Raw genomic sequence first — 20,848 nt, 5'->3', positions numbered from 1 at the left:
TAAAATACTAAATATTCATTGTCATTTTTCCTAACTACGGCGTTGAATGTACTGATTGATTAGCATCAACTCCGTACATTCTCCTTGTATTGACATTAAATGGCTGCAAATGAATTAGCATCTATACAAGTTTAATTTATGAATCCAATATTTAAACATGGCCCTTCTCCTCAGCACCGACTCATGTTGGTGCTGTTTTGTTCTGCGTCTTTAATTTTTTTCGATCACAAAATGAATAGCTTCGAAAATATTCGTGGTTATTTACAGTCTATGGTCAGCCCCTTACAGTATTTAGCGACTACTCCTAAGCAAGTCATGACGTGGGCTGCAGAAAATATTGTTACGCGGCGACAACTACTCAGTGATAACCAAGCATATAAAGTAGCAGAATTACGCTTTCATCAACAATTGTTAGCACTTGAAATCATCAAGAAAGAAAATGAGCGGTTACGTTTATTATTGGCTTCGCCGATACGTGGTGAAGTAAAGAAAATGGTCGCTGAAATAATATCAGTAGACTCTGATCCGTATAGTCAGCAAGTTGTAATTAACCGCGGCAGTGATGACGGTGTTTTTGAAGGGCAACCGGTCATTGACGATGAGGGTATTGTTGGACAAGTCTTACATGTGGGCATTAATAGCAGTCGAGTTATTTTAATTACTGATGTCACTCATGCAGTGCCTGTTAGAGTTAGCCGTAATGGTGTGCGTTTAGTCGCCTCAGGAACAGGGCAAATCGATAGATTAACCCATAATTTTGTGCAGCACAGTACTGATGTTCGCACGGGTGATTTATTAGTAACGTCAGGGCTTGGCGACAAGTATCCTGAAGGGTATCCTGTTGCACGGGTTACCAAAGTTTCACAAAATGATGCAAATGCTTTTGCTTTAGTACAAAGTGAACCAGTCGCTAAAATTGATCGCTTACGCTATTTATTATTGCTGTGGCCAGAAAAAGCAGCAGAAATTTTTGCGCCGTCACAAAAAGTAGTAACACCAAACTTACGTGATAGTAAAAAAAGTGAAAATAACACAGGGCTAAATAATGTCGATACGTAACCTTTTGATTATTATTTTTACTACGGTTATCGCTTTAATCGCCAGTATTATGCCATTACCACCGAGTATCGATGTCTTTCGTCCAGACTGGGTGCTAGTGGTATTAGTATACTGGTGCTTAGCCTTACCCGCGCGCGTTAATGTTATTACCGCTGGTTTTGTTGGCTTATTGCTTGATGTTTTATTGGGTTCTATTCTCGGTGTACACACGATGGCGATGGCCATTGCTGTTTATATTATTGCGGGCAATTTTCAAAAAATTAGAAATTTCTCAGTTTGGCAACAATCACTTATTGTTGGTGTTTTATCGGCGCTATATCATTTAATTGTTTTTTGGATGCAACGATTTTTAATTGATGCCGTGTTCCTCCCTAGTTATTTATATCCGGTGATCACAACTATCGTACTGTGGCCTTGGGCGTTTTTATTATTAAGAAAAGTACGTCGTCACTTTCGTATTACTTAACCCCTGCTATTCACCCGTTAACTGAGTAATTTTTCTATGAAGCCCGTTTTAATTTTAGCGTCACAGTCACCACGAAGAAAAGAATTACTAAGCCAGCTGGGTTATCAATTTCAAACCATTTCTGCCGATATCGATGAAAGTATTATCGACAATGAATCACCGAGCGATTATGTGTTACGTTTGGCGATTGAAAAAGCGACTGTAGTCTCAAAAAATCAAGCAACAGACTGTGTCGTGCTAGGCTCTGATACTAGCGTTATTTTCGACAATCATATTTTGGGTAAGCCTGAAAATATTGCAGCATGCTGTCAACAGCTGCTAATGTTATCAAACAACACTCACCAAGTACTTACCGCAATAGCGATCGTAAAAAACAAGCAAATTTTATCGGCCGTAATTTCTACAGATGTCACCTTTAAAACATTGTCTATTGAAGAAATTCAGCGCTATTGGCATACCGGTGAACCTCAAGACAAAGCAGGCTCGTATGGTATTCAAGGTATCGGCGGACAATTTGTGACACAAATTAAAGGTAGTTATTCTGCGGTGGTCGGTTTACCTTTATATGAAACAGCAAAATTATTAGCTGAGCTAGGTTTACCGACCCCTGTTCAAGACCAAGCAAGTCCACTCAGCAACGGAGATATTTTATGAGCGGTGAATTACTGATTAATGTAACCCCAAGTGAAACTCGAGTTGCGCTAATAGAAAATGGCGTATTGCAAGAAGTTCATGTTGAACGTGAATCTCGTCGCGGTTTGGTTGGCAATATTTATCTAGGTAAAGTTATTCGAGTCTTACCGGGTATGCAAGCAGCTTTTATTGATATTAATCTAGAAAAAGCTGCGTTCTTACATGCTTCAGACATCAATACTAAACTCATTATTAGCAATGACGATTTGCCCGCTGACCACGTACCTGATATTAGAGCGTTAGTGCATGAAGGCCAGCAAATTGTGGTACAGGTTATTAAAGACCCACTGGGCACCAAAGGAGCACGCTTAACCACTGATATTACCGTAGCAGCTCGATATCTAGTGTTAATGCCAAATGCCAATCATGCGGGCATATCACAACGCATTGAATCCTCAAAAGAACGTAATCGTCTCAAAGATATTATTACCCCCTATTGTAGTGAAGAACACGGCTTTATTGTTCGAACGGCTGCTGAAGGTGCTAACGAAAAAGAGTTAAAACATGATGCTGAATTTTTACGCCGTGTCTGGAAAAAAGTGCAAGACCGTAAAAAAAGAAAGCAGATGAAGGCCCCTATTTATCAAGATCTTTCATTAGCATTTCGTGTCCTTCGTGATTTTGTTGGTATTGATCTTGAACGAATTCGTATCGATTCAAAATTGACTTTCGAACAGTTGCGCGAGTTTACTGAAGAATTTGTCCCTAATTTAACCCCTTTTTTAGAAAATTACCCGGGTGAACGACCTATTTTCGACTTGTTTGATGTCGAAAATGAAATACAAAGAGCCTTGCATAGAAGAATTGAATTAAAGTCGGGTGGTTACTTAATTATTGACCAAACCGAAGCAATGACCACGATTGATATTAATACCGGTGGATTTGTCGGCCATCGTAATCTAGAAGAAACTATTTTTAATACTAATTCAGAAGCCACGCAAGTCATTGCTCGACAGTTGAGACTGAGAAATCTAGGTGGCATTATTATTGTCGACTTTATCGACATGAATAGCACTGAACATCAAAAACGTGTTTTACATAGTTTAGATGTCGCGATGGCGAAAGATAACGTTAAATACAGTATCAGTAATTTTTCTAAACTGGGCTTAGTAGAAATGACCCGTAAACGTACTCGTGAGAGTTTAGAGCACATATTGTGTGGCGAATGTTCAGTGTGCTCAGGTCGCGGACATTTAAAAACAGTTGAAACCGTGTGTTTTGAAATTTTGCGTGAAATAGTACGAGTAAATCGCGCCTATGATTCAGATAAATTTATTGTTTATGCTTCTTCTGCCGTAAGTGAATCACTAATTAATGATGAATATCATCACCTTGCTGAGTTAGAGGTTTTCATTGGTAAGCAAATTAAAGTTCAGACAGAAACCATGTATAATCAAGAACAGTTTGATGTGATTATGATGTGATTAAAAACTATTGATAAAAGGCCAGTAGTGTCATTGAGATCCTGAACTACAGGTTTATAGTTCCAGACTAAACCTAATTTTACGGTAAATAGATTAATCACCGTAAGTTAAAAATTAAGATAATTGAGTGTGTAGTAAATTCGTTTTATGAGTATTTCAGCTGTTTCGAATCGTTGGTTAAATCGACTGTATAAAGTATTGGCAATTTTGTTAGTGCTTTTTGCGGTGCTGATCAGTGCGTTTCGTTTATCCTTGCCCTACGCACATAACTTTCATCAAGACTTACAATATTATCTCAATGAAACTTATGATAGCAATGTAACCATAGGCTCTTTGAGCATGGAATGGGAGGTTGACGGGCCGACAATAGTTTTTGAAAAAGTTAATGTGCTTGATACTGAAACGGCCAATATATTTGTGGCTCGTATGGAACTGACCTTTGATTTTTGGGGAAGTTTACGCCATCAAAAGTTGATTTCTCAAGATATAACTTTGGCTGGTGCGCAAGTTTTTTTGGATAAAACACTGCTAACAACAAAAGATAAAACCGCAAAAGATAGCTCGATTATTGATACCATCAGCGATGTTTTATTCCAGCAAATTAATCGCTTTTCATTAATAAACAGCAATATTACCCTGCAAGACGAGTCGAAAACGCGAACCTTTCTGATCGATCAGCTTGCTTGGGTAAATAACGGTAATCATCACCGAGCTACCGGAAGTATGCTTATTGACGGATTAACGTCTAACAATATTAAATTTAATCTTGATGCATCTGGACAAGATCTTCGTGATTTAAGTGGTCAACTATACTTTGAAGCGAATAAGCTTAATGTAACTCCTTGGCTAGATACTATTTTTGCTATCGAAAATGAAAAGACTTACTCATCGGTTAATTTTAGTGCTTGGTACACGCTAAATAAAGGTAAAGCCAATAGATTACAAATCGCGTTAGGCGATAATGAAGTGAGCTGGCTTTTTAAAGATGAATTACACAGCATTCGTATCGGTGAAGGGAATATACTGGTTGAAAATTTTGATGATGCTGAGAACATAACCACGACGACCACGCCACTGAAGTTCTACACTAATAATAAAGCTTGGCAGCCTTTGAGCATCAGTACGAAAAGAACCGCCAATGGCTTGCTAACGTATATTTCTTCATTAGAGCTATTTGGTTTAGCTGATCTTTATCCGCTTTTTTCTGGCCACCCTGAAAGTGAAACCTTATTAAATGGCCTTGCACCGGTTGGACAGATAACGGATGTTTACCTACTTAATAGTGATGATGATATTAAAGCCGTGGCGCAATTTTCTGAGGTGACCTCTTCGTTTAGTCAAGGGATCCCCGGCGTTGAAAATGTCAGTGGTGAACTTTCCTTCGCCCAACAAAACTTGCAGATTAAGTTGTTAGCTGAAAATGGCGAGCTAGATTTTAACCAACACTTTCTTTATCCCATTCCATACCAATCGATTGCTGCTCAAGTTGATGTCGACTTTAACCATGTTGAGTTATTGGTGAAAGTTCAGCAAATCGAAATGATATCAAAACAACTTCATGCTACCGCCGATGTAGAAATTAAAGCGCTGGAAAATGAAACGATCACGATGGCATTACTCGCTAATGTCCATCAGGGTGATGCTAAGCTCGCAAACTATTTTTATCCACATCTACTGATGGGACAGGATCTGGTCGATTACTTAAACTTAGCCATTATTGATGGGGAGTTTGAACAAGCTCAAGTGCTTTTTAATGGCCCACTAGATAAATTCCCGTTTGAAGACAATAGTGGTGTTTTTGTTGTCAATGCTGAATTGACTAAAAGTAAATTTCAGTTTGATCCAAGTTGGCCGGTGATTAATGATTTTGACGCGAACTTAAATTTTACCAATAACAGCATGCTAATTACTGGTCGAGGTGGTGAACTTACTGGCTTAGATGTCACCGGTGTTAAGGTTGCTATTGATGATTTAGCCGGCCAACAAATATTAACGGTTGCCGCCAACTTTAAAGATACCCAACCCGAAGCGGTAAGCGACTTGATGAATAATAGTCCGATGGCAGACACGGTTGGCGAGACACTAAATCAGCTACAGGTCTCAGAAAATATTTCGGGTAGCTTTGCACTAAATTTACCTTTAAATGATCTCGACAGTGCTGTGGCGAGTGGTAAGGTTGAATTCAAAAATAATAAAATAGCGTTGCAATCACCTACCATGAACTTTACCGAGGTGAATGGTGAGTTAAGCTACGCAAATGACGTAATAAAGACGCAAGGACTCACGTTAAATTGGCGAAAAATGCCCTTAGCACTTAAGGTAAAAGCTCAGGATACCGACAGTAAATATTATCAAACATTGATTAACCTACAAGCCCAGTGGCCAGAGACCGCTTGGAAAAAAGAGCTACCAGAATTACTTGAGAAATATGGTCAGGGTCTGTTAGCGTGGCAAGGTGATTTAACGCTAAAGATGCACCACCAAGGTGGTTTTAGTTATGAGTTATTGCTGGACTCTACCTTAGAAAAAATAGCACTTTCATTACCTGCGCCTTATAAAAAAATAGCCAATGATGTACTTAATGTTGCGGTAAAAGTTTCTGGAGAGGAAAATTTATCAGTACTTTACGCACAAATCGGTGATGAACTGAATTTTTATGGCGAGTTAAATCATAGCAAAGTGCAATTTACTAAAGCACATTTAGTACTAGGTACTGAGCATATGTTATTACCGACTGAAGGCTTTCATATCACTACAAACTTAGCCACCGCCTCAGTAACCGAATGGCAACCATTAATCTTTGATATTCTTGATAGTATCGAGCAAGCGTCCGTAGATACAACCGCGGATAATGTTGCACTGTTAAGTGCGCCTAAACGTATCCGTGGCAAGGTTGAAAAACTTGATATTCTTGGACAAGCACTAAGCGAGGTCTCTTTTAACCTCAACGATGAAAAGCAATGGTGGTTACTTGAATTACAAGCCAAAGAAACACGTATTAAAGCTAAATTTTATCCTGATTGGCATCAACAAGGCATAGAGCTTGATGCGGATTTTATTCACCTAACGCCTAATGACGAGCTTGCCGTTGAAAGCGTTGTTAAAAAACCATCAGCAGAGCCACTCAGTAACAATATTATTTTCGCTAATATTCCACCTATTCGTGCAAAATGTGCGAGTTGTAGCTATGGAAAATTTGATTTTGGTGAAGTTGACTTTTCTATTGAGCGATCTGCTGTCGATACGTTAACCATCAAAAAATTTACGGCGACACGCGGTAAAACACAATTAAGTTTTGATGCCAGCTGGCAGCATACTGCAGACGTTTCGCAAACCACCATTATAGGTAAATTAAAGGCGAAAAATGTTGACCAAGAAGTCGAGAGATTAGGTTACCCTTCAACAATAAAAGACAGTGAGTTGGACTTGAACTATAACTTTAACTGGACAGGTAGCCCTTTAGACTTCGCGATAGAAAGTTTTAACGGTACCAGCCAAGTTAAACTTTCAGACGGATATTTAGCTGAAGTACCAGATCAAGCGCGAGCATTCTCATTACTCAGCTTGCAGTCGCTAGTTCGTAAATTGAAGTTCGACTTTCGAGATATTTTTAGTGATGGTATGTTTTACGATGCCATTAAAGGAGATTTTGAGGTCAAAAATGGTGTTGTTTATACCGATAATACTTTTATGAAAGGCGCGGCAGGCGACTTATCTATAAAAGGCAATACCAACTTAAACGATCAAGTGCTTGATTATAAAATGTCTTATAAGCCAAATTTAACCTCAAGCTTACCGGCTATTGCCTGGATAGCGACATTAAACCCGTTAACCTTTATTGGTGCTTTGGCCCTTGATGGTGTTATTACCTCACAAGTTGTTTCAGAATATAAAATTGAAGTTACTGGCCCTATTGAGTTGCCGGTAGTAAAAGTTGTTGATAAAAAAACCCAGAACATAAAAGTTGGCCGTTCAACGCCACCTGAAGTTATTGATACTATTCCTGATCAAAACAATATTACCCCGGTCACTCCGGGAAATGAAATAGAAGGTATAAAAGATCACAAGGAAATGAACCTAGATGGTTAGACTTACGGCAATACAACTATGCTCTGTCCCGAATGTTGAAGAAAACCTGGTTAGCATTGATGCTGAATTAGCCCGTCTAACGCCAGCTGCAGCGAGTGATGAACATATTGTTGTTTTACCTGAGTGTTGTTTATTTTTTGGAGGAAAAGACGCGGAGCAGTTAGCTGTTTCTAAACGGTCATTAAAGGACAAGCTGGCAAGGTTAGCTAAAAAATATCAAGTGTTTTTGGTCGCTGGCAGTATTCCTCTGGTAACTTCAGCTAAAATTGAAGATAAGTTTACTAACAGTAGTTGTGTTTTTTCACCGCAAGGTCATGAGTTAATACAGTACGATAAAATTCATTTATTCGATGTTAATGTTGAAGATAACGAAAAAAGTTATCGAGAATCTCGCTATACTCAAGCGGGTGATAAAATTTGTTGTTGGCAAGCAGCGACAGTAAACATTGGCTTAACAATTTGTTATGACCTGAGGTTTCCTGAACTTTATCGCCAACTCCGCTTGTTAGGTGCTGATATTATTACCGTACCGAGTGCTTTTACTGTGGTGACCGGTAAAGCACATTGGCAGACTTTATTGCAAGCACGTGCTATTGAAAATCAAGTGTATATTGTAGCTGCAGGTCAACAAGGCACGCATCTTAATGGTAGAGAAACATGGGGACACAGTATGATTATCAGTCCTTGGGGAGAAATACTTAGCTGTATAGAGCAAGGTATTGGTAGTATTAGTGTTGAATTTTCCCGTCACGAACTAGATAAAGTAAGAGCAGCAATGCCTGTTACTGAACATAATCAATTTGAAAGCACATTAAAACGCCCAAATTAAATAAATTAATACGATAAGTGAAAAATATGAATAGTGTTGAACGTGAACTTTTAGCCGATAGCCAAATTGACCGAGATCTTTTAGATCAAACGTTAAACAATATATATCAACGTAACATTGATTTAGCCGACTTGTACTTTCAGTCGAGCTGTCATGAGTCATGGATGCTAGAAGATGGCATTGTCAAAGAAGGTTCATATAATATTGAACGTGGTGTTGGCGTGCGCGCAATTTCAGGCGAAAAAACTGGTTTTGCTTACTCTGATGATATCTCTCCTATCGCTTTGAAAAAAGCAGCAGATGCCGCTAAAGGCATTGCCAATGCTGACCAAAATGGACGAGTACTCGCCTTTAAAAATCAAACAGTGAAAGCCGTTTATCAACCAACCGATCCTTTAGGCAGTTTAGCGCAAGAACAAAAAATTACCTTAATGCATGAAATTGAAGCCCATGCACGTTCAGTGGACAAACGTGTTCAGCAGGTTATTGTCAGTTTGTCTGGTGTTTATGAAAAAATATTAGTGGCGGCTAGCGATGGCACTTTTGCTACCGATATACGACCATTGGTTCGCTTAAATTGTTCAGTATTAGTTGAAGATAATGGTAAACGTGAACGTGGCAGTGCTGGCGGTGGTGCTCGAACTGATTATAGCTATTTCTTTGAACTTGAAAATGGCAAAGCACGTTATTTAGCTTATGCCGAAGAAGCGGTTCGCCAAGCCTTAGTTAATGTAGTGGCAATAGAGTCACCTGCTGGCATGTTACCTGTTGTACTAGGCTCAGGTTGGCCAGGTGTGTTATTACATGAAGCGGTTGGTCATGGTTTAGAAGGTGATTTTAACCGTAAAGGTTCGTCCGCATTTTCAGGTAAAATTGGTCAAAAAGTGACTTCTGATTTATGTACTATTGTTGATGATGGCACAATTGCTAATCGTCGTGGTTCAATTTCAATCGATGATGAAGGCACGCCAGGACAATACAATGTATTGATTGAAAAAGGTATTTTGAAAGGTTATATGCAAGACAAGCATAATGCTAAATTAATGGGAGTCGCTCCTACGGGTAATGGTCGTCGTGAGTCTTATGCGCATTTGCCAATGCCTAGAATGACGAATACTTACATGCTTGCAGGTGAACATGATCCAAAAGAGATTATTAAGTCAGTGAAAAAGGGGATCTACGCGCCACATTTTGCTGGTGGTCAAGTTGATATTACCTCTGGAAAGTTTGTTTTCACCAGCTCTGAAGCTTACCTCATTGAAAATGGTGAAATTACTACGCCAATAAAAGGCGCTACGTTAATTGGTAGTGGTCCTGAAGCGATGAAAAATGTCAGCATGGTTGGTAATGATTTGAAACTTGATGCTGGCGTTGGCGTTTGTGGCAAAGATGGACAAAGTATTCCGGTTGGTGTCGGTCAACCAACCTTGAAAATTGATGAAATGACGATTGGTGGTACCCAGTAGTTAAACCCTGAACCATTTACTTTTAAGAAAGTCATCAGCTATTTGGCAACAAATTGCGGGTGACTTTTTTTATGGGCGCGACTAAGCGCTAAATCCTTTGCGTAACATTAAAGTAGCAATAACCTAGCAAATAATAATAGCGATTTTTATTAAGGGGGATTGAAAAACAGCTTCAGTTGTTATAATGTAACAACTTATGCGTAGTAATTACTTTTTATTCACCCAGTTTTTTTCACAGAGTCGGCAATCAATAATAAGCTTATTGATCATGTCTGCATTTCTGTGTGTAACGTTTAGTCATAGTTCGCACGGTGAATTGATACCTGACAATGTTGAATTACAGCAGTGTAAGCTGTGTCAGCACAACATTGACACGCTAAAGAATACTATCACATTAAAACTGGTTAACGTCACCAGCTACCAAGAACTCACGCAAACATTAATTATAGTTAATCGTTACACACCACATTATTTGATACCGCAGTTACGTGCCCCTCCTGTTCAATAGATAAAATTAACGTTAGTTCAAAAATCAAAAATCAAAATATTAGGAAGTTGGCTTAATCGCTAATCTTCTTTAGATTTATCTATTGGAAAAAAAATGAAATCAATTTATATCAATAAAATTGCACCTTTGTGTGCCTTCTCGTTATTAATAGTCGGTGCTGCCAGTCATGCACAAAAATTTTCAGGCGTAGTACTTGATGCCGATGGTAACAGCATTGCGAAAGCTAACGTTTCTTTGGTTAATACCAAATATAAAGCCGTTACTGATGAAAAGGGCGAATTTACTTTTAGTGATATTGGTGCTGGTAAAGTAGAACTGCACGTTAGCGCCAAAAACTTTAGTCATGTCAACGAGTACTTCACCATCACCGAGCAAGACTTGAGCGAGGTAACAATTTCAATGCGTGCTACGGTCATGGAAGTGATCGATGTTTACGCGACACCCTTACATTCATCAAGTATTGAGTCAGCATTACCGGTCAATGTTATTTCAGGTGACGACTTGCGCTTAAAGCAAGCGTCGACATTAGGTGAAACACTCAAAAACGAAGTTGGCGTACATTCAAGTTACTTTGGGCCAGTAGCAAGCAGCCCGATAATCCGGGGTATGGACGGACCAAGAGTATTGATCACACAAAATGGTTTAGACGTTGGTGATGCTTCTCGTGTTGGTCCAGATCATGCGGTTGCTGCAGAAGCCGGTACCGCACAACAGGTAGAAGTGTTACGTGGGCCATCAACGCTTTTTTATGGTAGTGGTGCCATAGGCGGTGTTGTCAATGTTGTTGATAATAGAGTACCAAAAACCACTGATAACCAAGTAGATTATTTACTTAAACATAATGATGTTGCCGACGAAAATGAAGCGACCTTAAATATTAACAGTGGCTATAAGAATTTTGCCTTACATCTTGACGCTTTTTGGCGTCAGTCAAATGATTATAAGATTCCGGGATATGCAACAGCAGAAGAGAATCATGATGAAGATATCCATGATGAAGAACACTCAGAAGAAGAAACAAAAGGTGTGCTAGAGAACAGTGCCTCTAAATCATCAGGCTTTACTGTCGGCTCAAGTTATTTATTCGATGCAGGCTATGTTGGCTTATCTTATGGCCGAATGGAGAGAACTTATGGTATTCCTGGACATGCAGAGCACAGCGAAGAAGAACATCAAGAAATGGTCACTGCTAGTGGTGGTGAAGCTGCTGTCTTTGGTGATTTAGTACAAGACCGTTATCAGTTGCTCAGTGAAATTAGTTTTGAAGATAGCTTTATTAATCGGTTAGTAAGTAAAGCGGCATACACCGATTACCAACATCAAGAAATCGAAGGTGGCATTGTTGGCACCCAATTTAATAATGAAATGTTAGAAACACGCTTTGACCTATACCATCAAGCTGTTGATGGTTGGAAAGGGGCTTGGACATTACATTACAAAGAGAGTGATTTTGATGCTGTTGGAGAAGAGGCATTCACTCCCCCTTCAAGTACAGAATCAATTGCTCTAGCTTGGCTCGAAGAAAAACATATAAATAATGTTTTATGGCAAGTAGGTGCACGTATTGAACAAGTAAAGTTGAATGCCAGTAGTGCCGGAGATTTACATGATGACCATACTGATGGTCTCGATAGTTATAGCGAAGAATCGTTTCATTTTATTAAGCAGAAATTTACGCCTATTAGTGCTTCTTTAGGCGCGGTATGGGGATATTCACCAGGTTATAATATCGGTGTTTCTGCTGCTTTCTCCCAGCGTGCTCCTTCAGCGAGTGAACTGTTTTCTAACGGGGCACACATAGGCACAAATACTTATGAAGTAGGTGCGTTATTTTCAGTACATGAAGAAAATCATGAGCTACATGTAGACATGTCTGACCAAAATGTTGCATTAGAGACGGCCTATAATCTAGATCTTACTTGGAGAAAATTTGAAGGTGACTTTGGTTTTGTGGCCAGTGCTTTTTATAATCATATAGACGATTATTATTATCAAGCGAATACTGGGCTATTTGCAGAAGATGGGCATGAGAGCCACGATGAAGCTATCGAAGAAAATAATATCGAGGAAAGTACCGGCTTACCAGTCTATGTATTCCAACAAAATAATGTGGTGATGTATGGCGTAGAAGCCGAGTTTTTTTATCAGGTAACGCCTTCACTGAAAGCGACACTGTTCACTGATTATATTCGTGCAAAACTTACCGATAATAACAATGATAATTTACCCCGAATTCCGCCGATGCGTGTCGGTGGTCAATTCAACTATATTACTGATAAATATTCTGCCGAGCTTAGCGCGACACATTACTTTAAACAATCAGACACGGCGGCATTAGAAAGTGAAACCGCTGGTTATACTATGCTTGATGCAAATGTTAATTTTTTCATTGATGCAGTGGGTGACGATATGGTGGCTTTTGTTAAAGTGAATAACATTACCAATGAGCAAGCGCGCGTGCATACCTCATTTTTGAAAAATGTTTCACCATTACCTGCACGAGGCTTTACGGTTGGTATTCGAGGAAGTTTTTAAGCGGTAGAATAATAGCTTTGTAGATGAGGGTAAGGCTTCATCTACAAAGTATGTTTAGCGACTTATTTTAACCTAAGACCAGACTTTTCTATGGTTATTTTATCTTTCTTTAGTAAATTACCGACAGTTGCTTTAAAGGTTTTTTTACTAACCCCTAAAATACGTTGTATCAGCTCTGGTGAGCTTTTGTCATGTAATGGGCTAAAACCATCATTTTCTGCAATGTGCGCCAATAATTTATCGGCAAAGTCATTGACTTTCCCTTCACCTGAACGAGAAAGTGATAAGTCGATACGACCATCTTCACGGATGTTTTTAATAAAACCGTCAACGACTTTACCGACGCGTAAGGGTTGAAAAATTTCATTGTCAAAAAGTAAGCCCCAGTGCTTATCGTTAATTATCGCTTTGAAACCCAGATCGGTTTTTCCACCAATCATCAACTTAACTTTGTCCCATTTTTGATAGCTAGCAGGCCAAATATCAAGATATTTATCGAGTTTGCTTGATGCTGCAATACGGTCTGTGGTGGTATCAAGAAAAATACGTACTAAGTAATATTTTCCTTCTTCCATCGGCGTGTGTTGCTGATTGAAAGGTACCAATAAATCTTTCGGTAATCCCCAATCAAGGAAAGCACCCATTTTATTGAGCTGTATTACTTTCAATGAAACAAATTCGTCTACCTGACCAAACGGTTTTTCAGTGGTCGCAATAATGCGTTCAGCTGAATCAACATAAATAAAGACGGTGAGTTTGTCGTCTACTTTACAGTTTTCAGGAATAAAGCGGTTCGGTAGTAATACTTCACCTAATTCTCCAGCACTTAAATAAGCACCTTTTTCGGTGACTGCAACTACAGAAAGGGTATTATATTTGCCAATGTCGGCCATTTGAATTTACCAAGTAAATTAATATGAAAATCTTAAGGACTATAATAACGCATATCAAAAATGAATGATGTTATTTTCTTGGTTTGGTTTGAATATATTCAGCGTGGCGTAGCTGAAGTAAATCGCCAATTTTGCGAATAACATGTTCTTCAATACTTGCTAGTTCACCGTCGGCATAAGCCATTTTCCATAACTGTTTAACAATTGATATTCGTTGTTCAATGGAGAAATGTTTGTTTATTTTCGACGTGTATCGGAAAAAGTCAGTCGCTTGTTCACTTTGAATAAGGGCCTGATCAATAATTTGTTTAACCTCTTCTTCATCTAAATGAAACTGTTCTACTAATAATACCGCCAGCTTAGCTTGCTCTTGTTGATCGAAGTGCCCATCAGCGCGCATCACTTCACACAATAGTACCGCACAGGCTAATTCGATTGTTACCTCTTCAGAATTTTTTTTAGCGGTGTTTTCGGTTAAGTCATCGGCTAAGTTTTGAAAAAACGAACTGATTTTAGTAAGCATTTATATTCCTTAAATAAAGTAATCATTTTATTGTTGCGTTCAGTGGTAAATAAAACAAGCGGATAATGATTATATTTGATAACAAAGTGTGTCTCATTGCTATTTTAGACTTTAGATATAATGTCCGTAGTTTACCCGTGCAGAATACTTGTTGACGAAATGATATTTTTTACAGAGTTAGTACGTAATTAATTATTTGGTCATATAGAGTAGTTTTGTTTATAAAAGTATAAATATTGGCTAAAAGTACTAATAAATTATAATGCTATTTTTTCAAGACAGTAGTGTTTTTTTATTTGTAAATGAAAATTTCATTTTAACTCATTGTTATTAGTGTGAAAATTACCTATTTGTTATATTTTTTTACCCAGCCTCTTATTTCGGCGCGTATCTTGTAACAAGCATTTACAACTTAATTGATTGTCTAGAGTATTAATTAGCTATCCTATAGACAATTAAAAGAATTATTAGTTCAGATCACATTTATGAGGACATAACCGTGACACGTAAAAAACAAATTATTATACCCATTGCCATACTTATCATTGGCATTTTATTGTTTTTTGGCTTTTCAAGCATGAAATCGCCACCAGAAGAAAAAGCGGAAGTTGATAATACCCCCATCGTTGCTGTTGAAGAGGTTCATGTTGCACCAATGAATTTAACGGTTAAATCATATGGTGTCGTACAGCCTAAGTATGAAACCGAACTCGTCGCTCAAATTAGTGGTGAAGTAGTTGAACTGGCAGATGTTTTTGTACGTGGTGGTTTTGTTGCAAAAAATCAATTGCTTGCCCGCGTCGACCCTAATGATTATCAAGCTGCATTAATTGATGCTGAAGCAACAATGGCCTCGGCACGTGCTTCGCTAGAAAAAGAGCGTGCTCAAGGGCAAGTAGCAGAACAAGAGTGGAAACGTATTACAGACACTTCTCCTACTGAATTGAGTTTGCGTAAACCGCAACTAGCACAAGAACTTGCTAATGTTAAATCGGCACAAGCCTCTGTACTTCGCGCCAAACGTAACTTAGAGCGTACCGAAATTAGAGCGCCTTATGATGCAATGATTGAAAGCCGTCTGATTGGCTTAGGATCTTTTGTTGGCACCGGCACTAAAGTGGGTAAATTATTAGGAACAGGAGTTGCTGAAGTTCGCTTACCGGTTGCAGACGATCAACTACAGTTTTTAGCTTCTCAAGGTGAAAATGCCCAAGTTAACTTGCTTGGAACATTTGCAGGTAAAAATATTACATGGTCAGCAAAAATTGCCCGCAGTGAAGGTGTTGTTGACAGCAAAAGTCGTATGACCTATTTAGTGGCTGAAGTTATAGACCCCTATGGTTTAAAGTCTCAAAAAAATACACATAAACACAATCCTATTCGTTTTGGCGCTTATGTTACGGCAGAAATTTTTGGTATTAGCCTTAATCGTGCTGCTTTGTTACCTCGATACCTTGTTAGTAATAATCGCGTTGCCATTTTAGATGCCGATTCAAAATTGCACTATGCTGACATCATTATCGCTCGTCAAGAAGGTTCAAATGTTATCGTAACAGACGGTCTGAATGAAGGTGATCAGCTCATTGTTTCAGCGTTAGATTACCCCGTTGATGGCATGAAATTAGCTTTGCAAGGTAGTAAAAGTGAAGTAACTAATCAAGATGCTATTGAAACACAAATCGCAAGCACTAAGGATTAGATGATGGATGATACCAATAAAGGCTTAATTGCTTGGTTCGCCCGTAATAGTGTCGCGGCAAACTTGTTGATGATATTTATTTTAGTGGGTGGTTTTTTTACCATTAGCACCATCAACAAACAGATGTTTCCACAAATTAATATTAATTGGATTTCTTATGTAGCACCTTATCCAGGAGCAGCGCCTCAAGAAGTTGAAGAAGGTATTACCATTAAAGTTGAAGAAGCTTTGGAAACAGTTCAAGGCCTAAAACGTGTGATCACCTATTCAAACCGTAGTTTCTCAAACGGTTGGTTTGAAGTTGATCTTGATTATGATCCACAAGTTGTTTTAGAAGAAGTTAAATCAGCTATTGATTCTATTTCAAGTTTTCCTGACGGTATGGAACGCATTAAAGTTGAACGCGAAAAGTTTCGTCAAGAAGTTATGTATATCAGCTTATACGGCGACTTAACTAATGGTGAGCTTAAAGAGTTAGGACGAAAAGTTCATAATGAAATTCAACAATTGCCATTGGTTAATATTGCAGAATTATACAGTGGTTTAGACTACGAAATATCAATTGAGGTCAGCAAAGATAAGTTACGTGAGTACGGCTTAAGCTTTAGAGATGTTGCGCAAGCGGTACGTGGTTATTCTGGCAATATGTCTGCAGGGCAAATACGTGCAGAAAATGGCTACATTAATTTACGCGTTGAGAACCAAGCTTATCGCGGTTATGAATTTGAACAAATCCCCATTATTACCTTAGCTGATGGTACTAAAGTCTTATTAGGTCAAATGGCGACTATTATTGATGGTTTTACCGAAGGTTTACAGTATTCAAAATTCAATGGTGAAAACTCGGTCAGCATTTTTATTGGTGCAGCTAATAATCAAAGTATTACGGATGTTGCCGATGTCATTAATAAATATGTTGGTGAAAAGTCAAAAGCTCTGCCAGCAGGCGTTAAGTTAGAAACTTGGGTTGATATGACCTACTACCTTGAAGGTCGCTTAACCATGATGATCGACAACATGAAAAGTGGTGCAATATTAGTCTTTCTAATGTTAGCGCTATTCTTGCGTGTTCGTTTGGCTTTTTGGGTAATGATGGGCTTACCTGTATGCTTCCTTGGTACTTTATTTCTAATGCCATTAGAATTTATTAATGTCACCATTAATGTTATTAGCTTGTTCGCCTTTATTTTGGTGTTAGGTATTGTAGTTGATGATGCCATCGTTATGGGGGAGAGTGCTCATGACGAAATTGAACAACATGGCCATAGTACTGAAAATGTTATTCGTGGTATTCAGCGTGTTGCTATGCCAGCGACCTTTGGGGTATTAACAACGATTGCAGTTTTTCTGCCTTTTCTATTTGGTGAAGGTCCTTCTGCTGCGTTTGGCAAAGCCATCGGTACGGTAGTTATCTTGTGTTTGATTTTTTCTTTAATTGAGTCAAAACTTATTCTGCCAGCGCATCTGGTCAAAATGAAACCTAAGGTTAATATAACGAAACTTAAGAAATTGAATGAGTATGGCTTCTTTTGGTTCATTCAATATCCTTTAGATAGGATTACTAAAGCTGTAGATAAGCTTCGAGGAATTATTGATGACGGTTTAAAGCTTTTTATTCAGAACGTTTACCGTCCAGCGTTAGAGAAATTCCTAGACTATCGTTATGGCGTATTGATGTTTTTTATTAGTTTAATGTTAATTAGTGCGGGCTTGTTTAGTGGTGGTTTTGTTCGCTTTGTTGGTCAACCTAAGATCCCACATGATTTTCCTCGTGTTAATGTTGAAATGAATGTCGATGCTTCAGAAAAAGCGACTTTACAAACCTTATTAAATATTCAAGGTGTAATTAATACCATAGATAAAAAGATCGAAGCTCAATATGGCCAGTCAATGATCTCTGATATGCAGGTTGATTTACGAAGCAGAACCAGCGGTCAATTGATGGTTAAATTAGTGATACCTGAATTACGACCGATGAATACTTTCGAACTGGCTGATTTATGGCGTGCCGCTATTCCCAATTATCCTGGGGTAAAATCGTTTACCATTGGTGATAACTTATTTGGCTCTGGCCGAGATGACGGCGATATTGCCTTTAGATTAGAAAGCAAAGATGATGCACAACTGCTCGCCGCATCGAAAGAGTTAAAAACTAAACTTAATTCCTTAAAAGGTATTGGCGATGTTAATGATAGTCGCCAAACGAGTGCCAAAGAAGTTCAGTTTGAATTGAAACCGCTTGCCTATAGTTTAGGGTTAACCTTAGCTGAAATTGCTTCACAAGTGAGTTACAGTTTCTATGGTCTAGAAGCGCAACGCATTTTACGTGACAGCGAGGAAGTGAAAGTGATGATCCGTTACCCACTTGAACAACGAAGTTCTGTTGGCCATGTTGATGATGTGATGATTAAAGCGCCAAATGGTGCCGAATTACCTTTGTCAGAACTGGCTAATATTACCTTACAAGAAGGGGTGACTAGTATTCGCCGTGAAAATGGTAATCGAACCATTAACGTCTGGGCGAGTGTTGACGCTGAGCAAGTTGAACCATTCAAAGTTGCCAATGATATTAGAGACAACTTTATTCCTGAACTATTAAGAAAGTTTCCAAAAGTTCAAAGTGAGGTATCTGGCAGTATTCAAGAAGAAATGGAAAGTGCGGATAATCAAAAACGTGACTTTATTATCTCACTGTTGATTGTTTTCTCTTTACTGGCTATACCGTTGAAGTCTTATTCCCAAGCGGTGATGATTATGATCGTTATTCCTTTTGGTATTATTGGCTCGGTATTTGGTCACTTCCTTTTAGGTATGGACTTAAGTGCACTATCGGTTATGGGGATATTAGCGGCGTCTGGAGTGGTGGTTAATGACTCATTAGTCATGGTCGACTATGTTAATAATGCCAGGAAATCAGGTGTTAGACTAAAAGATGCGGTAATACATGCTGGCACTAAACGTTTTCGAGCTATCATGTTAACGTCAATAACAACTTTTATTGGCTTAGTGCCTATTATCTTCTTTGAGGTGAGTGCCCAAGCACAAATCGTAATTCCAATGGCGATATCTTTAGCTTTTGGGGTTTTATTTGCGACCATAGTTACACTGGTACTGATCCCAAGCTTATATCTTATTATCGAAGATATGAAAAAGCTCTTTAAGCGTAAAAAGAAACAACCGCTAATTACTGAAAACACAGGTGATTTAACGGTTAACTAATCGATAGTATTTTTATCAAAGCCATTACTTTTGTAATGGCTTTTTTATACGATTCATTAAATTTACTGACAAATTAGACTCAGTTAGTCTGGTCAAGAAAAGCTATCGTTAATAATAATAGCTGGCTATAATGGTGTTAATGCTAATAAAAATAAATGAAGCGAACTCATTACAATGAAATATATTTATCTTTTTTCAACACTTACTCTTATGACAATAACGGGTTGTTCGACCACTGAAAATGCTTGCGAAGATATAACTATCGCGAGTGAACAAATTCAAATGTGCCATTCGCTACAACGCCAAATAGCCGGCGCTAAAGGCAAACCTATAAAACGCACTGAGTTAGAGCGTCGTTATCAAGTTGACTGCATTGACATTCGCTATTATCGTGATGACAAACAACCAGCAATTTGTGGTAATAAGCAAAAAATTGGCGAAGAAATTAAAACGCTTAAAAAAGAGGTTAAGCAGTAGGCGATTAAGCTATTAGTCGCTTACTTTAAGGCAAACCTTAGGGTTTGCTTTTTTGTTTACTCTTCTTCATATTAATCATCTAATGAGCGTGTCATATGTTTAAAAAAATAGTCAGTGTAGCCTTTACTTGTAGCTTTTTATTTTCCTGCCAGCAAGCGGCTGAAGATGTGACTAAAAGAGATGCAGCTAAGGTCGAGGAAATTACCGCTTCAGAGGTGTCGATCATGCCTAAAAAAAATTCGTCTGCTAAAGCGGAATCCGAGCAAATATCATTTACTGCGACAATTAAGTATATGAATTTAGAAGGGGGCTTTTTTGGCTTAGTTTCTAAAGAAGGTAAGCATTGGTTACCGTTGAATTTAGAAAAAGAATTCCAAAAAGATGGCGCAGTTATCAAAGTAACGGGCAAAGCCGTTATGGGCTTGATAACCATTCAGCAATGGGGAACACCTTTTTCAATTACCGATATTGAATTAATTACTGCAGCTAGCAAAGCCCCTGAAAATAAGAACCTTCAATAGCTTTTACTTACAGAGCAAAGGTTGCATTAATAATGTTAGGTGGCGATTTTTACCTGAAATGATAATTTGATAGATACCACGATATTCTTGCTCTGTCATTGGTGATACTGAGCTTTGGCTTAGTAATTCTGCCAATATTAAGGTATGTAGCGGTGTTACTTACAGAGCAAAGGTTGCATTAATAATGTTAGGTGGCGATTTTTACCTGAAATGATAATTTGATAGATACCACGATATTCTTGCTCTGTCATTGGTGATACTGAGCTTTGGCTTAGTAATTCTGCCAATATTAAGGTATGTGGCGGTGTTACTTACAGAGTAAAGGTTGCATTAATAATGTTAGGTGGCGATTTTTACCTGAAATGATAATTTGATAGATACCACGATATTCTTGCTCTGTCATTGGTGATACTGAGCTTTGGCTTAGTAATTCTGCCAATATTAAGG

General features: G+C 38.4%; 15 protein-coding genes. 13 read left to right on the top strand and 2 right to left on the bottom strand.

All coding sequences use genetic code 11. From position 1 onward, the window contains the following. Positions 1 to 138 precede the first annotated feature (138 nt). From mreC to ESZ26_RS16005, 9 genes are all read left to right on the top strand, one after another. Positions 139 to 1,059 carry a rod shape-determining protein MreC gene (gene mreC, locus ESZ26_RS16045; protein ID WP_146800469.1) on the top strand — a complete coding sequence of 307 codons (921 nt, stop codon included), beginning with the start codon at positions 139 to 141 and terminating at the stop codon, positions 1,057 to 1,059. Continuing rightward, a complete protein-coding gene (gene mreD, locus ESZ26_RS16040; RefSeq protein ID WP_146800468.1) occupies positions 1,046 to 1,525 on the top strand; it encodes a rod shape-determining protein MreD in 480 nt (159 codons plus the stop codon). Before mreC ends, mreD begins: the two co-directional genes overlap by 14 nt. Before the next feature lie 36 nt (positions 1,526 to 1,561). Beyond that, positions 1,562 to 2,179: a Maf family protein gene (locus ESZ26_RS16035; protein ID WP_146800467.1), complete on the top strand. Its 618-nt coding sequence runs from the start codon at positions 1,562 to 1,564 to the stop codon at positions 2,177 to 2,179. After that, positions 2,176 to 3,642 carry a ribonuclease G gene (gene rng / locus ESZ26_RS16030; RefSeq protein WP_146800466.1) on the top strand — a complete coding sequence of 489 codons (1,467 nt, stop codon included), beginning with the start codon at positions 2,176 to 2,178 and terminating at the stop codon, positions 3,640 to 3,642. Before ESZ26_RS16035 ends, rng begins: the two co-directional genes overlap by 4 nt. Positions 3,643 to 3,789: 147 nt before the next feature. Further along, positions 3,790 to 7,731: a YhdP family protein gene (locus ESZ26_RS16025; protein WP_146800465.1), complete on the top strand. Its 3,942-nt coding sequence runs from the start codon at positions 3,790 to 3,792 to the stop codon at positions 7,729 to 7,731. After that, positions 7,724 to 8,560, top strand: coding sequence for a carbon-nitrogen hydrolase family protein (locus ESZ26_RS16020; RefSeq protein WP_146800464.1), 837 nt, complete (start codon positions 7,724 to 7,726; stop codon positions 8,558 to 8,560). The genes ESZ26_RS16025 and ESZ26_RS16020 overlap by 8 nt, the downstream gene beginning before the upstream one ends. A gap of 26 nt (positions 8,561 to 8,586) precedes the next feature. Beyond that, complete coding sequence (gene tldD, locus ESZ26_RS16015; protein WP_146800463.1) at positions 8,587 to 10,026, top strand: metalloprotease TldD; 1,440 nt, start codon at positions 8,587 to 8,589, stop codon at positions 10,024 to 10,026. A 268-nt stretch (positions 10,027 to 10,294) separates the two neighbouring features. Next, a complete protein-coding gene (locus ESZ26_RS16010) occupies positions 10,295 to 10,534 on the top strand; it encodes a hypothetical protein (protein WP_146800462.1) in 240 nt (79 codons plus the stop codon). 93 nt (positions 10,535 to 10,627) lie between these two features. Further along, positions 10,628 to 13,069 (top strand): TonB-dependent receptor, encoded by a 2,442-nt coding sequence (locus ESZ26_RS16005; RefSeq protein WP_146800461.1) that lies wholly within the window; start codon positions 10,628 to 10,630, stop codon positions 13,067 to 13,069. A gap of 62 nt (positions 13,070 to 13,131) precedes the next feature. Here ESZ26_RS16005 and ESZ26_RS16000 read toward each other — a convergent pair whose 3' ends face one another. Continuing rightward, positions 13,132 to 13,962 (bottom strand): CvfB family protein, encoded by an 831-nt coding sequence (locus tag ESZ26_RS16000; RefSeq protein ID WP_146800460.1) that lies wholly within the window; start codon positions 13,960 to 13,962, stop codon positions 13,132 to 13,134. Positions 13,963 to 14,032: 70 nt separating this feature from the next. Beyond that, the gene (locus ESZ26_RS15995; protein WP_146800459.1) at positions 14,033 to 14,485 is read right to left on the bottom strand and encodes a tellurite resistance TerB family protein; all 453 of its coding nucleotides are present in this window, start codon (positions 14,483 to 14,485) and stop codon (positions 14,033 to 14,035) included. 499 nt (positions 14,486 to 14,984) lie between these two features. On the opposite strand from ESZ26_RS15995, the gene ESZ26_RS15990 reads away from it, so the two are divergent. The 4 genes from ESZ26_RS15990 (at position 14,985) to ESZ26_RS15975 (ending at position 20,401) form a co-directional block, all read left to right on the top strand. After that, positions 14,985 to 16,184: an efflux RND transporter periplasmic adaptor subunit gene (locus ESZ26_RS15990; protein ID WP_146800458.1), complete on the top strand. Its 1,200-nt coding sequence runs from the start codon at positions 14,985 to 14,987 to the stop codon at positions 16,182 to 16,184. Between the two features lie 3 nt (positions 16,185 to 16,187). Continuing rightward, positions 16,188 to 19,403, top strand: a complete 3,216-nt coding sequence (locus ESZ26_RS15985; RefSeq protein ID WP_146800457.1) for an efflux RND transporter permease subunit — start codon at positions 16,188 to 16,190, stop codon at positions 19,401 to 19,403. Between the two features lie 174 nt (positions 19,404 to 19,577). After that, positions 19,578 to 19,880: a hypothetical protein gene (locus tag ESZ26_RS15980; RefSeq protein ID WP_146800456.1), complete on the top strand. Its 303-nt coding sequence runs from the start codon at positions 19,578 to 19,580 to the stop codon at positions 19,878 to 19,880. Positions 19,881 to 19,975: 95 nt separating this feature from the next. Next, positions 19,976 to 20,401 (top strand): hypothetical protein, encoded by a 426-nt coding sequence (locus tag ESZ26_RS15975; protein ID WP_146800455.1) that lies wholly within the window; start codon positions 19,976 to 19,978, stop codon positions 20,399 to 20,401. The last annotated feature ends 447 nt before the right edge of the window (positions 20,402 to 20,848 follow it).

It is taken from the genome of Colwellia hornerae, assembly GCF_007954355.1.
Classification (GTDB): Bacteria; Pseudomonadota; Gammaproteobacteria; order Enterobacterales; family Alteromonadaceae; genus Colwellia_A; species Colwellia_A hornerae.
The sequence above is the reverse complement of the archived record's forward strand: the minus strand, read 5'-3'. Positions and strand labels throughout refer to the sequence as shown.